The following is a 14,051-nucleotide window of genomic DNA, read 5'->3' on the forward strand; positions in this document are numbered from 1 at the left end:
AAAGTTAGGAGGCTGGAAAGATACCAAGCGCACAGGGCGTGCATCTGTGAAAGTGTTATGGCAAGGATGGCTTAAGTTACAAGCCATCCTGGAAGGCTACGATTTAGCAAAATCTCTTGAGTCAGACTTGTGATCAAGAGACAGCTTTTAAAGCGCCTTTTTTATTGTCTTAAATAAAGTTGGTATATTACCAATTCGCTTAATTAAGTATTATTGCGGATTGGTATTAATTACCTCTGGCAATAAACTCAATCCGATTGCCGCTAGGCTCTCTTATCATCATATGTTGGGTTGGACCTTTACCTAAGTTTTCTGGTGCAAACTCTATAATAATATTATTTTGCATTTTTAAGTGTGTATGTAGCTCGCTTAACTTTTTGATACTTTCAACACTGAGTGCTAAATGATGTAAGCCGACATTTTCTGCCCGATTAAACTCTACACGCTTGTCATCATTTTTAACGCGCCACAGTGTAATAGTTATTTTGTTATTAGATAAAAAATAAGCAGGATAGGTTGGGTCATTTCCCAGCACTTTAAAACCAAGTACATCTGTAAAAAATACTTTAGATGAATCTAAATTGGACACTGTTAAACCAAGGTGATCAACACCGCCAACCCAATTTTTAACGTTTTTTGATGTATCAGCAATGGCTGAGGCAGACAAAAGGAGTAAGGGGGAAAGGCTAAGCAATAACGTTTTTTTAAGCATGAGGTCTCTTGTTAATTAAATAAAGTTAACAACAAGACCCATCTAAATACGGTTACCTTACAAAAAAGGTATAAATTTATAAGCTGTTTTTAGCAGCTAAGTAATCGCTGCGTTACTTTTGATTGGGGGTTTTGAAAAACATCTTCAGTAGGGCCGTATTCAACTACTTCGCCTTTATCGAGTACAACCACATAATCACTGATGTGGCGCACTAGGCTTAAATGATGAGTGATCATCACGTACGTAAGGCCTGTGTCGCGCTGCAGCTTAAGTAATAAATTCACTATTTGCGCACGTATAGACGGGTCTAAAGACGAAACGGCTTCATCGAGCACAATCACCTTAGGATCTAAGATTAATGCACGAGAAAACGCTACACGCTGTAGTTGCCCCACACTAAACATATGCGGGTAGTAGTGTTTATGATCGATTAACAAACCCACCTTTGAAAGCGTTGCATCAATCTTTTCAGTTCGTTCGGCTTCATCAAGCTCAGTATTATATTGCAGGCAATCATCAAGCATTTCGCCAATAGTTAACCCCGGGTTGAGCGATGCAGCTGAATCTTGAAAAATCATACGAATATGGCGACATTGATTATCGCGTACGCCATTATCTTCGATAATATTATTCTCGAGCAAAATTTGCCCGCTATCAGCAGTATCAGCTCCTGAAAGTAGTTTTGCTAACGTACTTTTACCTGCGCCTGTTTCACCAATTATGGCAATACTTTCGCCTTTACCCACGCAAAACGAAATATTTTTAAGTACTTCAAACTTTTTACGTGAAAAAAGCCCAGCTCGCACATTAAATGTTTTTGATAGCGCTTGTACTTTGAGTAGCGGTTGCATTATTTCATGTCCTTAATTAACGGAAAATGGCACGCATAACTATGACCATGATGCTTAGTAAGGGTGGGAGTTACCACGCAGGCTTTTTGTGCTTGCGGACAACGCGGCCCGAGGCGGCAGCCAATAGGTAAATGTTGTAGAGTAGGGATAGTTCCTTTAAGTGCATAAAAAGGTTCTTTATGCGCTAAACCTTGTTCGTAGTCTGGCAAACTTTTTAATAATGCTTGCGTGTATGGATGGCGAGGCTGTTTAAATATTTCATGAGTTGGGCCTGCTTCAACCATTTGCCCGCAATATAAAACATGAATACCATGCGACCAATGTGCAATCTCTTCAAGTTCATGAGAAATCATTAAAATAGACATGTTTTTAAGCTGGTTTAAGCTTTTTAATAACCTAAATACTTGCGCGCGAGTTGTGCTTTCAAGCGCTGTAGTTGGCTCATCAGCTATTAATAACTTAGGTGTGCGAGCAATGGCCATTGCAATCATTACTTTTTGGCATACGCCTTCTGAGAGCTCATGAGGGTAACTGCTTAGTACCGCTTCGTGGTTTTTAATGCCCACTTTATGAATAAGTGCTTTTACTCTGTCTTTTCTTTCGCGGTTGCGTTTTAAAAAGAAACCTTTAGTTGCTACCTCAGGGAGTGTTTCGGCAATTTGATCAAATATTTTAGCGGTTGGGTCAAGGCAGCGGCTTGGATCTTGATAGATCATCGCTATATCTTGGCTTACTATTTTACGGCGCTTCTCTGGGCTTAAACGCATTAAGTCTACGCCGCGCCAATGAATACGGTCGGCAGTAATATCCCAGCGTTCGTTCAATACACCAATAATCGCTTTTGCTATTAGGCTTTTACCAGAGCCAGACTCGCCTACAAGCGCATGTACTTCGCCTTCTTTTAAGCTGAAACTCACTCTGTCTACGGCTCTAATTACAGTTTCAGAGGTACGTAGTTCAATTGTTAAGTTACGAACATCGAGTAATTGCATTTAATCAGCCTTACGTGCTTTAAGCACTTGTCGCAGGCCATCGCCTACTAAATTAGTAGATAACACGGCTAAAAATAACAGCACACCAGGTAGCGCTACAGTCCACGGCGCTAAATAAATAAGGCCTAGGTTTTCGGCTAATATTGCGCCCCATTCGGTCGTTGGTGGCTGAGCCCCTAATTTTAAAAATCCCAGTGCTGAAATATCTAATATAGCGGTAGAAAGCGCCATCGTGAATATAACCACAATATGTTCATAAATATTAGGGAAAATACCGCGCGATATAATATGCCAATTAGATGCGCCATCGAGTTTAAATGCGGTAATGTAATCTTTACTTAATTCATCAACAATTAGGTTACGCACTGAGTGAATAAACTGCGGCAGTAGCGCTAAAATAATCGCCCATACGGTATTCATTAAACCTGGGCCGAGTATGGCGATTATGATTATTGCCAATAACAAAGAAGGAATAGAAAGCGTTATATCAAGCAAGTGATTTAAAAAGCTTGAACGCAGCCCTTTACTAATCCCTGCAAAAGTACCCACTAACACACCAAAAATAGTCGTGATTAGGGCGGCTACAACAGAGAGGCCAAACGTATACGTAGCCCCATTCATTAAGCGCGATAGTACATCACGGCCTAAATCATCGGTACCTAAAAGAAAGCGTACATCGCCCATTTCTCGCCACGATGGCGGAATAAGCAGTGCATCACTGTGTTGTTGGTTTACACCATACGGGGCTAAAAAAGGAGCGGTGGCGGCTAATAGTGCAAACGCCATAAATATCCATAAACCAACCAAAGCAGGGTGGTTATTTTTAAATTTTCGCCAAAGTCGCGCGAGTGGCGATTTATTCGACTCTTCAGAAAATAAATTAAACTTTGCCATGAGCCTGATTCCGCGAGAGTGGATCGAATAAAGTGTAAGTAAGTTCAGCTGTAATAGAAGCTAAAATAACAAATAAAGATACCGCCATTAATCCGCCTTGAATTGCAGGAAAGTCACGCTGATAAATACTATCGATTAACCATCGGCCAATACCCGGCCACGAAAAAATAACTTCGGTAATCATCGCAAGCGTTATTAGCGTACTAAATTGCAAACCAATTTGCTTAATTACCGGCAGTAATGCATTACGCAGTGCATGGTGCATGATAAGTTGACGGCGGTTAAGGCCTTTTGCCCTAGCTGTTTTAATAAAGTTTTGATCCATTACCTTAAGCATCGACTCGCGAGTAAAGCGAATTAATACGGTTGTAGGATACATAGCAAGTACAATTGTAGGGAGCGTTAAATGGCGCAGCGCATCAACAAAAGCCATGCCTTTATACGGAAAGCCAGCAAGTGCAATATCAATTAAAATAAACCCAGTATTTGCGGGTATTTCGTAAAGGAGCCCCATTCTCCCCGACATAGGAAACCAGCCAAGCTTTAATGAAAAAACCATTATTAATAACAATGCGAGCCAAAATACAGGCATTGAATAACCCAACATAGTGGTCGAGTTTATAAGCTTGTCGGGCCAACGTTTATGATAGCCAGAGCCTAAAATGCCAGTCGGTACACCAATAACAACCGATACAATTAATGCGTATACGCTTAGCTCTAAAGTGGCCGGTAGCAAATCAACAATATGGCTAAAGACACTGTTACCTGAGGCAAACGAAAGCCCCCAATCACCCTGAAATATTCGCCCTAAAAAGGCAATGTATTGCATAAAGTAATTGCTGTTGTATAAATATTTGTCTTCAAGCTCACTATGCTGTGCAAAGTTACTGCTCGGTATGCCACTTAAATTACTGAGTGGATCACCGGGAAATAAATACGCCAGCGAAAACGTAAATACACTAAGCATTAGTATCATAAAAAGGAATAAACCAAGGCGGCGTAAAATATAATCTAAGATCATTATTTTTTCCTCGCATTGGCAAGTGAAATAGCGCCAAACGGGCCAAGTGTTATGCCTTCCACATCGGCGCTACTCGCTTGAAAGCGCAGGCCATGAGCAATAGGCAATAACGGCAGCTCTTTAATAATCAAACTTTGTGCATCGTCGTAGTATTTTTTACGTTTGTTTAAATCAGTGGTGTCGAGTGCTTGAGTAAGCAATAAATCAAATTGGGGATTACACCAGTTTGCTGGGTTTTTGCCACTAAAAGTAGCGGTACAACTGAGCAGTGGGCTAAAAAAGTTATCAGGATCGGGTGTATCTGCCGCCCAACCAAGTAACACGCTGTCGTGCCTGTGCTCGCCAATACGCTGAATAAACGTGTTCCACTCATATTCTACAATACTTACATTAACGCCTACTTTGCGCAAATCGCTTTGCATAAGCTCAGCCATTTTACGTGCGTTAGGGTTATAAATACGACTCACAGGCATAGCCCATATTGTCATATCAAAGCCATCAGGTAAGCCTGCTTCAATAAGTAACTTTTTAGCAAGTTCTGGATCAAACGTAGGAATATCTTCTTGTGGCTCAAACGCCCAAGAGGTTGGCGGCAAAATAGATTGTGCGCGAGTACCGTTACCGTAATAAACCGCCTGCATTATTTTATCTACATCTATTGCATGCGCGAGTGCTTGGCGTACGCGTAAATCGTCAAACGGGGCACGTTCTGTATTAAACGCCCAATAACCTATGTTTAAGTTTGTTTCTTTTTCAATATTTATATCATCGCGTTGCGCTAAAATACTTAATTGCGCACTACTTGGATGAGCCGTTACATCGCACTCTTTAGTTAGCATTTTAGCTATGCGCGCAGTGCCATTAGGCGTTATGTCGTAAACCAATTGTTCAAGTGCTACATCGTGCTTCCAATAAAGTGGATTACGATAAAAGCGTACAAGGTGATCTCGACGGTATTCTTTATAAATATACGGGCCAGTGCCAATCGGGTACTGATCAAATAAATTTTCTTGATTGTTTTCCTTGAGTTTCATGGCATATTCTTCTGAAAGCACCACAGCAAAATCGGTAGCCATATTGGCTAAAAAGCTACTTTCAGGATTAAACAATTCAAAACGGACTTGATAGTCAGACACGCGGACAATTTTACGAATAAGTTGATCAATCCCCACACTTTGAAAATACGGGTAATTGGCATCGCCCACAAAGTGATATGGATTATATACATCGAATAATCGGCTAAAGGTAAATATAACGTCGTCGGCGTTAAAATCCCGCGATGGGGTAAAATAAGAAGTTGTATGAAACTTTACATCTTTACGCAGGGTAAAGGTAACCGATTTACCATCTTTACTAATTTTCCAATCAGTCGCCAGCTCACTTTGAAATTCTGCCGTAACAGGGTCAATGCTAATTAAACGGTCGTATAATTGGTTAGCAATTATATCAATAGTTGAACCGGTGGTCGTGACTTGCGGATTAAACGACACAGGGTTGGCTTCAGCGCAGTAAACTAAGCCTTGGTTTTTTTCTTCTATGATTTCTTCTTTGCTATCAAGGCAACCAACCAAAGTGGTGGCAAGCAAAACAAGTAATAATTTATGCACCCGCATAACCTCTGACTATTGTTGATCCAACAAGTTGTATTTTTTAAGATAACCACGTAATTGATGATACGTTAAACCAAGTACTTCTGCAGTTTTCTTTTGATTAAATTGGCTATGTTCGAGCGCTTTATTAATCATGTTTATTTCAAAGTCGTTTGAACGTTCTTTTAAGCTACACGGAAATTGAATATCAAGGGTTATATCTGCGCTTGCTTGAGCAATCGGCTGTGCAACTACAATAGGCTCGACATTAACAGTTTGAGTCGCTACAGGTGCTTTAATGCGCGCTTTTGGTCTAAATGGGCTGTCGAATGGGTCTAAAATAATCTGGTGAACGGGGATATGTTCACTACCGTGGCGATATAAGCTTCGTTCAACCACATTTTTAAGTTCGCGAATATTACCAGGCCAATCATAACTAAGCAGTGTTTCTGTTGCGCTTCGGGTAAAACCGCTAAAGAGTTCCCACTCTAAATCGCGCGCCATATTCATCGCAAACTGCTCAGCAAGCAACATAATATCGTCTTGGCGTTCGCGCAGTGGCGGCAGGGTAATTACGTCAAAGGCAAGGCGATCGAGTAAGTCACTTCTAAATTCACCTTGCTCAGCCAAATAAGGGAGGTCTTCGTTTGTAGCACACACTAAGCGTGTATCTACTTTTACAGTTTGTTTGCCGCCAACACGCTCAAACTCACCGTATTCTATAACGCGCAGCAGTTTTTCTTGTACCATAGCTGAGGTGTTTGCTAATTCATCTAAAAACAGTGTGCCGCTGTTAGCGCGTTCAAAACGACCTTCGTGGCGTTTACTTGCCCCCGTAAAGGCACCGCTTTCGTGGCCAAACAATTCACTTTCGAGAAGGTTTTCGTTAAGCGCTGCACAGTTAAGCTTTACGTAGTTTTGATCCCAACGTTTTGATAAAAAGTGTAAGCGCGCTGCTATTAGCTCTTTACCTGTGCCGCGTTCACCAATAATAAGTACCGGTTTATCTAAATTAGCCAGTTGCGATACCTGATCTAATACAGACAGAAAGCTATCTGATTGGCCGAGTAAATTATCCTGTTGGCGATATTGGCTCATATTTCCTAACTCTTGGTCATTTTTACTAACAGTTAGTGTATTTCATAAGTAGGGATAACTAAAGAAATTTGTATATTTAGTTTAACGTAATGAAAATAAAGTGTATTTTAACTTTTAAAAAGTTGGCAAGCATATTGATACTAGTTATAGCAGACTAACTAAGTTTTAATTATAGAGGTAAATGTTATGGGAATTTTTTCACGTTTTGCAGATATTGTTAATTCTAATATCAACGCCATTTTAGATAAAGCAGAAGACCCAGAAAAAATGGTTCGTCTGATTATTCAAGAAATGGAAGATACGCTTGTTGAAGTACGTTCTACATCAGCTAAAACATTGGCTGAGAAAAAAGAAATTGTACGCCGCTTAGATACGCTTAAAGCACAGGTAAGCGATTGGCAAGATAAAGCCGAACTGGCTTTAAGTAAAGACCGCGACGATTTAGCGCGTTCAGCCCTACTTGAAAAGCAAAAGTCGGCAGATGCCGTTGCTTCAGTCGCTAGTGAACTTGAACATGTAGAGTCTCATATTGAGAAATTACAGCAAGAAGTAACGACACTACAAGAAAAGCTAGCAGATGCGAAATCACGTCAAAAGGCAATTATACTTCGCCAGCGTTCGGCTGAGTCGCGCCTTGAAGTGAAAAAGACACTTGATAGCTCAAAAGTAGAAGACGCACTTAATCGCTTTGAACGTTACGAAACTAAAATTGATGGACTAGAATCTCAAATTGAGTCTTACGATTTAGGTAAAAAGACGTTAGCGGACGAAATTGCTAATCTACAAAAAAATGAAAAGATAGATGATGAGCTAGCCGAACTTAAAAAGAAGCTAGCTGATAAATAACTTATAAAGGGGTACTTAAAGTACCCCACTGCTTAAAAACATCAAAACGGATTGTCAGGAGAGGATTATGTTTGATCCAGAGATACTAGTTGCACCATTTATCTTGTTTATGATTTTTGTTGCACCGCTGTGGTTAATTTTACATTACCGTAGCAAAAAACAAGTAAGCCAAGGTTTAAGTGAGCACGAACATCGCCAGTTACTTGAGCTTGCACATAAAGCCGAAAAAATGGCCGACAGAGTCGAAACACTAGAAGCATTGCTTGATCAAGAGTCACCACAATGGAGACGCAAAGTATGAGTGCCAAACGCGAATTATTAAGAGACCCACAACGCGGTAAAATAGCCGGCGTATGTGCGGGATTAAGTGACTACTTTAATATGGAGTTATGGTTAGTTCGCATTATATTTGTTAGTGCGGTACTGCTAACGGGTGGCCCATTATTTGTGGTAGCGTATATTGCAGCCTGGTTTATTTTAGATAAAAAAGAGCCCGCGACAGCGCAAACTAACAGCTCAACTAAAACTGACGATCCGCTAGAAGTAAAATTTAAAGTATGGCAAAAGGGCGAGCCACCGCGCCGCGCATTGCAAGATTTAAAAGAGCGTTTAACGCGTGTAGATACTCGCCTTCAAGATATGGAGCGCCATGTTACTTCAAGTGAGTTTACGGTGAGCCGTGAAATTAACAAACTTTAAAGGATTTAATAGCACCTTATTTGCAGCGTGATAAATTACGGCAAATTAGGTGCAAGACACTTTATGAGCCAATCATTTGCAAAAAAGACCTTTAAAAGCATTAAAGGCAAAGCACAAAAAGCCCTTCATCGCAGTTTAGACCAACACGTAAAACTTGCCGTAACAGGCCTAAGTGGTAGTGGTAAAACAGCCTTTATTACCGCGCTTGTTAAACACTTAACAACCCAAGCGGACGATAAAAACTTACCTTTTTTTGATGTAATGCGCGAGCATCGCCATGTTGCCACTAAAGTTGTGCCGCAAGAGGCGTTAAAAGTCCCTACATTTAATTATACGCGCGCGCTAAGTTCATTATTACCCAGCGATGGAATGCCTACGTGGCCTGCATCAACCGAGCGTATTAATACACTACGCTTAGCAATAAAGTATCAGAGTAATGCAGGGCTGCGCGGGCACTTTTCGCCGCAATCAACGCTTTATTTAGATATTATTGACTACCCGGGTGAATGGCTTCTTGATTTACCTATGCTTGAGCAAAGCTATTCTCAATGGTGCGAACAGCAATATCCGTTACTAACTCAGCCTTCGCGTGTAAATACATCAAGTGATTTTCTAGCTGCTGTTGAGCAACTTGATTTAAATGCGCCTGTAGATGAAAACGCACTTGCTCATATTGCTCAGCTTTATCAAAGCATGTTAGTAGGGCTTAAAAAAGATACCAAACTTGCCATGTTACAACCCGGGCGCATGCTTATGCCTGGCGACTTACAAGGCGCGCCATTGTTATTGTTTTTTCCGGTATCGGGTGAAATAAACAGTGACAATGTCGTTGCGGGGTCTAATTTAGCGCATTTAATTAAGCGTTTTAACGCCTATATAAAAGAAGTTGTAAAACCATTTTATAATGAGCATTTTAGGCACTTTGACCGCCAAATTGTACTTGTCGATGTACTTAGTGCGCTAAACGAAGGGCACGAAACACTACAAGAGCAAAGCAGTGTAATAAACCAATTACTCGCGCACTTTAACTATGGTGAGTCAGGCTTTTTTAAACGTTTATTTAAACCAAACATAGATAAAATATTATTTGCAGCTAATAAGTCAGACCACATAAGTGCAAAACACCATAAAGATTTAGCACTGCTGCTTGATTCGCTCGTGCATGAACAGAGTAATCATTTAAAGTTTGATGGTGTGCAAATAGAAACCATGGCTATGTCGTCAATTACAGCAACGCAGCCGCGCCAAATTACCGACAAAGGCCAAGCGCTTGATTGCATTTACGGTAAACCATTAAACGAGCCTGATTGGCTTACGTATTTACCGCCGCAGCCTCCCACGCGGATGCTAAATAAAAGTGAGTGGCCAGCACAGGGATTTGAGTTTTTATCGTTCTCTCCAATGCCGAGCCCCGATAAACAACTAAAACATATTCGATTAGATCATGTCATGCAGTACCTGCTAGGAGACAAATTAACATGAGTGAGTCAAACCAACCATTTCAAGCAGGGCGTCGTATAGATACGCAAAGCATTGAGCAAAACGAACCCGTTTTAGCACCTGCAAAAATTATTCAGCACGGACAAAGTGATTACGAAGAACTTGAAGATGAAGCATTAGAGCCCGAAATTGATCTTGAGCCTGTGTACAAAAAGTCAAAGTGGCAAACGCTTAAAGGTGTGTTTGCTATTAGTTTTATAGTACTGGTGCTTTTAGAGTTTGCGTACTCGTTAGTATTTGCTTTCGAGCAGTCAATTATTTTAGGCAGTGTTTATTTAACTGCGGTTGTAAGTGGTGTGCTGCTAATAGGGCGCTTATTGTGGCGAGAGTACCGAATGCTGCGCAGTTTAAAGCGTAACCAATTGCACCGAGTTGAAGCCGACAGGCTTTTAAACAGCGAGCAAGTAGGCGGTGCATTACCTTGGCTCGAAAAGCTTAATAAACACCAAGAACTTGATAACTTTGAAACCTTTAAAAACCAAGTAGCGATGCATCACAGCGACAAAGAAATAATGACGCTGTACGCCAACAGTTTATTAATAACCCAAGACACCAAAGCTAAAAAGCTTATAAATCGTTTTGCGACCGAATCTGCACTGCTAGTTGCCCTAAGCCCACTGGCACTGGTGGATATGATGGCCGTACTTTGGCGCGGTACTAAGTTAATTGAACAAATTGGTAAAATTTATGGCATTGGTTTTGGCTACGCAAGCCGTATAAAGTTATACCGCATGTTAATAAGGCAAGTGATGTTTGTAGGCAGTGCAGAGCTTGTATCTGATCTTGCAGCTACAGCACTGAGCGCAGAGCTGCTAGGTAAGCTTTCGGGACGGGCTGCGCAGGGCGTAAGCGCGGGTATTTTTACTGCACGTATTGGTTACAAAGCAATGGAGCTTAGCCGCCCATTACCAAGGCTTGAAAACAAACGCAGCTTACTAAAAGGCACTGTACAAAGCATTGCAGGTAAAATTATGAGCCGTAAAAAGGCTGAACCAACACACTAGATTAGCAGTGGCAATATTTGTGTACAAACGTGCGCTGCATGGTTTTTACACAAATAGCCATCTGAGCATCCGGCATGCTTGCTGTTTGTAAGCGCATACGTTTTGATTGTTGAATCGCAAAAACATAATAATCAAAAAATGAGCCTACAATGAGCAAGCATCATATAAACACCCAGTGTATTCACGGACCACAAAAAGCAAACGACCCGCACGGCGCACTTACTTCTCCTTTGTATCAAACCTCTACCTTTCATTTTGAAAATGCCGCACAAGGTGCTGCGCGTTTTGCAGGCGACGAACCTGGCTATATCTATACGCGTTTAGGAAACCCCACAACCACAGAGCTTGAACAAAAAGTTGCCCAACTAGAGAGCTGTGAAGCCGCTGCTGCAACAGCAACAGGTATGGGCGCAGTATCAGCCTCAGTACTGAGCTTTTTATCGCAGGGCGATCACCTTGTTGCCTCAAGTGCTTTGTATGGTTGTACCTTTGCGTTTTTCTCGCATATGTTGCCGCGCTGGGGAATCGAAGTCACGTTTGTTGATATGACCAACGAGGACGAACTACGCGCTGCCATCAAACCTAATTCAAAAATGATATTTGTTGAAACGCCAATTAACCCCACTATGGCGGTTATTGATTTGGCACTCATTGGCGCAGTTGCAAAACAGCACAATTTAATTAGTGTAGTCGACAACACCTTTTTAACGCCACTACTGCAATCACCCAAAAAATACGGTATCGACATTATAATGCACAGTGCGACCAAGTACTTAAACGGCCACGGAGACGTAGTTGCCGGTATTGTATGTGGATCGCTTGAGCACATAACACACATTAAAATGACCGTACTAAAAGACATTGGTGCAACTATAAGCCCGCACGATGCATGGCTAATTAATCGAGGCCTAAAAACACTCGCTATTAGAATAGAGCGTCATTGTCAAAGCGCACAAACAATAGCCGAATATCTAGAAGCGCATCCACAAGTAAGCACCGTATATTACCCGGGGCTTAAATCGCACCCAGGTTATAAGTTTATTGGTAACCAAATGAAAGCCGCTGGTGGTGTTATTGCGTTTGAAATAAAAGGTACGCTACAAGATGGCGTACAATTTATTGATAGTATGAAACTTTGTACACTTGCAGTAAGCCTCGGCGACGCTGAAACACTGATTCAGCATCCTGCATCTATGACTCACTCGCCTTATACCCCAGAGGAGCGAGCTGCCGCTGGAATAAGTGATGGGCTGATCAGACTCTCGGTTGGGCTTGAAGATGTTAACGACATTATTAGTGATTTAAACCAAGCTTTTACTAAAATTGGTTAGGTGTAATTAATTATATACACATAAAAACAAGCTACAGGCCTTTATTTAAAGGTCTGTATTTTTAGTGTGCCACAGGTGTAGCTTTAACTTTACGATTGGGGTGATCGCGCCAAATACTGATGTTAGCCTATCTATTAAACTTTTCTTCACTTTTGCATAGTATGGGGTCATTCGATATTCATTAGGTTTGAGTATCACACTGACACCGATTTAGGGTTCACACCCAAGAAGGTACTTATGGCTAAAGCAAGTAAATACACATCCAAAACACCAGACGAAAATGGTGTTATACACTGGAGTGATGAAGAAAATAAAATTTGGTCTGAGCTTGTAGCGCGCCAACTTGCATGCATTGAAGGCAAAGCCTGCAACGAGTACATGCAAGGGTTAAAAAAGATTAACCTGCCGCACGATCGTATTCCGCAGTTAAGCGAACTAAACGAAGTGTTACTAGCCACTACCGGTTGGCAAGTAGCGCCAGTACCTGCACTTATCGACTTTGATGAGTTTTTTAGATTACTGGCAAACAAGCAGTTTCCGGTAGCTACATTTATTCGTAGCCGCGAAGAATTTGACTACCTACAAGAGCCAGATATTTTTCATGAAATATTTGGCCACTGCGCCATGCTAACTAATCCTGACTTTGCCGAGTTTACACACAAGTACGGGCAATTAGGTTACGCAGCGCAGAAAAAGGACCGTGTATACCTTGCGCGTATATACTGGTTTACAGTCGAATTTGGTTTAATGCAAACCGAAGACGGTCTGCGTATTTACGGCGGTGGTATTTTATCAAGCCCAGGTGAAACTCAGTACGTATACTCAAACACGCCAGAAATCAGCCCGATGAATGTGCTTGATGTACTGCGTACGCCGTACCGTATTGATATTATGCAACCACAGTACTACACCATAAATTCGATTCATGATCTGTTTGATATATCACAAATGGATATTATGACTTTGGTTGAGCGAGCTAAAGAGCTTGGTTTGCACGACCCAAAATTTCCACCAAAAGAAAAATTAGCCAGTTAAATATTAATGCTAAAAAAGCTAAAAGTAAGGATTTAGAATGTCTTCATTAAGTGCACAAAAATGCGAAGCCTGTCATGTAGATGCGCCAAAAGTATCTGACGAAGAGTTAGCACAATTAATTACTAAAATCCCAGACTGGGTTCCAGAAGTTCGCGACGGCATTATGCAGCTTGAGCGTGTTTATAAATTTAAAAACTTTAAACAGGCTATCGCGTTTACTAACAAAGTAGGCGACATGGCAGAAGACGAAGGCCATCATCCAGGTTTATTAACCGAGTGGGGCAAAGTAACTGTAACTTGGTGGAGCCATTCAATTAAAGGCCTACATAAAAACGATTTTATTTGCGCAGCTAAAACTGACGACGTATTTAACGCGCTGTAAACCACACTAATTGAGCAAACCAACAAAAGCACTTATTTTTATAAGTGCTTTTTTGGTTTTTGAAAGACCTTTATTAAGTAATTCAATTAAGTATAAT

15 protein-coding genes are annotated in these 14,051 nt (G+C 41.1%); 8 read left to right on the forward strand and 7 right to left on the reverse strand.

Going from position 1 to position 14,051, the window contains the following annotated elements:
• Positions 1-226: 226 nt before the first annotated feature.
• The 7 genes from I6F48_RS11705 to pspF form a co-directional block, all read right to left on the reverse strand.
• On the reverse strand, positions 227-712 hold the full coding sequence (locus tag I6F48_RS11705) for a VOC family protein (protein WP_197119477.1): 486 nt from the start codon (positions 710-712) through the stop codon (positions 227-229).
• An 89-nt stretch (positions 713-801) separates the two neighbouring features.
• Positions 802-1,563, reverse strand: a complete 762-nt coding sequence (locus tag I6F48_RS11710) for an ATP-binding cassette domain-containing protein (protein WP_197119478.1) — start codon at positions 1,561-1,563, stop codon at positions 802-804.
• On the reverse strand, positions 1,563-2,555 hold the full coding sequence (locus I6F48_RS11715) for a peptide ABC transporter ATP-binding protein (protein WP_166421609.1): 993 nt from the start codon (positions 2,553-2,555) through the stop codon (positions 1,563-1,565). The genes I6F48_RS11710 and I6F48_RS11715 overlap by 1 nt, the downstream gene beginning before the upstream one ends.
• Positions 2,556-3,449 (reverse strand): ABC transporter permease subunit, encoded by an 894-nt coding sequence (locus I6F48_RS11720; RefSeq protein WP_197119479.1) that lies wholly within the window; start codon positions 3,447-3,449, stop codon positions 2,556-2,558.
• Positions 3,436-4,470, reverse strand: a complete 1,035-nt coding sequence (locus I6F48_RS11725; RefSeq protein WP_165740563.1) for an ABC transporter permease — start codon at positions 4,468-4,470, stop codon at positions 3,436-3,438. The genes I6F48_RS11720 and I6F48_RS11725 overlap by 14 nt, the downstream gene beginning before the upstream one ends.
• Positions 4,470-6,077, reverse strand: a complete 1,608-nt coding sequence (locus I6F48_RS11730) for an ABC transporter substrate-binding protein (RefSeq protein WP_197119480.1) — start codon at positions 6,075-6,077, stop codon at positions 4,470-4,472. The genes I6F48_RS11725 and I6F48_RS11730 overlap by 1 nt, the downstream gene beginning before the upstream one ends.
• A 15-nt stretch (positions 6,078-6,092) precedes the next feature.
• Positions 6,093-7,157: a phage shock protein operon transcriptional activator gene (gene pspF, locus I6F48_RS11735; RefSeq protein ID WP_165740565.1), complete on the reverse strand. Its 1,065-nt coding sequence runs from the start codon at positions 7,155-7,157 to the stop codon at positions 6,093-6,095.
• Positions 7,158-7,343: 186 nt separating this feature from the next.
• On the opposite strand from pspF, the gene pspA reads away from it, so the two are divergent.
• From pspA to I6F48_RS11775, 8 genes are all read left to right on the forward strand, one after another.
• Positions 7,344-8,003, forward strand: coding sequence for a phage shock protein PspA (gene pspA, locus I6F48_RS11740; protein WP_002958333.1), 660 nt, complete (start codon positions 7,344-7,346; stop codon positions 8,001-8,003).
• Between the two features lie 67 nt (positions 8,004-8,070).
• Entirely contained in the window at positions 8,071-8,304 is a 234-nt protein-coding gene (gene pspB / locus I6F48_RS11745) for an envelope stress response membrane protein PspB (protein ID WP_024612319.1), read from the forward strand.
• Positions 8,301-8,702 (forward strand): envelope stress response membrane protein PspC, encoded by a 402-nt coding sequence (pspC, locus tag I6F48_RS11750; RefSeq protein WP_149591832.1) that lies wholly within the window; start codon positions 8,301-8,303, stop codon positions 8,700-8,702. The genes pspB and pspC overlap by 4 nt, the downstream gene beginning before the upstream one ends.
• Before the next feature lie 63 nt (positions 8,703-8,765).
• On the forward strand, positions 8,766-10,184 hold the full coding sequence (locus tag I6F48_RS11755; protein ID WP_197119481.1) for a YcjX family protein: 1,419 nt from the start codon (positions 8,766-8,768) through the stop codon (positions 10,182-10,184).
• Positions 10,181-11,206, forward strand: a complete 1,026-nt coding sequence (locus tag I6F48_RS11760) for a TIGR01620 family protein (protein ID WP_197119482.1) — start codon at positions 10,181-10,183, stop codon at positions 11,204-11,206. Before I6F48_RS11755 ends, I6F48_RS11760 begins: the two co-directional genes overlap by 4 nt.
• A 149-nt stretch (positions 11,207-11,355) precedes the next feature.
• Entirely contained in the window at positions 11,356-12,537 is a 1,182-nt protein-coding gene (gene megL, locus I6F48_RS11765; protein ID WP_197119483.1) for a methionine gamma-lyase, read from the forward strand.
• 237 nt (positions 12,538-12,774) lie between these two features.
• Entirely contained in the window at positions 12,775-13,572 is a 798-nt protein-coding gene (phhA, locus tag I6F48_RS11770; RefSeq protein WP_002958327.1) for a phenylalanine 4-monooxygenase, read from the forward strand.
• A gap of 37 nt (positions 13,573-13,609) precedes the next feature.
• Complete coding sequence (locus tag I6F48_RS11775) at positions 13,610-13,954, forward strand: 4a-hydroxytetrahydrobiopterin dehydratase (protein ID WP_002958326.1); 345 nt, start codon at positions 13,610-13,612, stop codon at positions 13,952-13,954.
• Positions 13,955-14,051: the final 97 nt, after the last annotated feature.

The sequence above is a fragment of the Pseudoalteromonas sp. SWYJ118 genome (assembly GCF_015864505.1).
In the GTDB taxonomy this organism is placed as follows: domain Bacteria; phylum Pseudomonadota; class Gammaproteobacteria; order Enterobacterales; family Alteromonadaceae; genus Pseudoalteromonas; species Pseudoalteromonas arctica.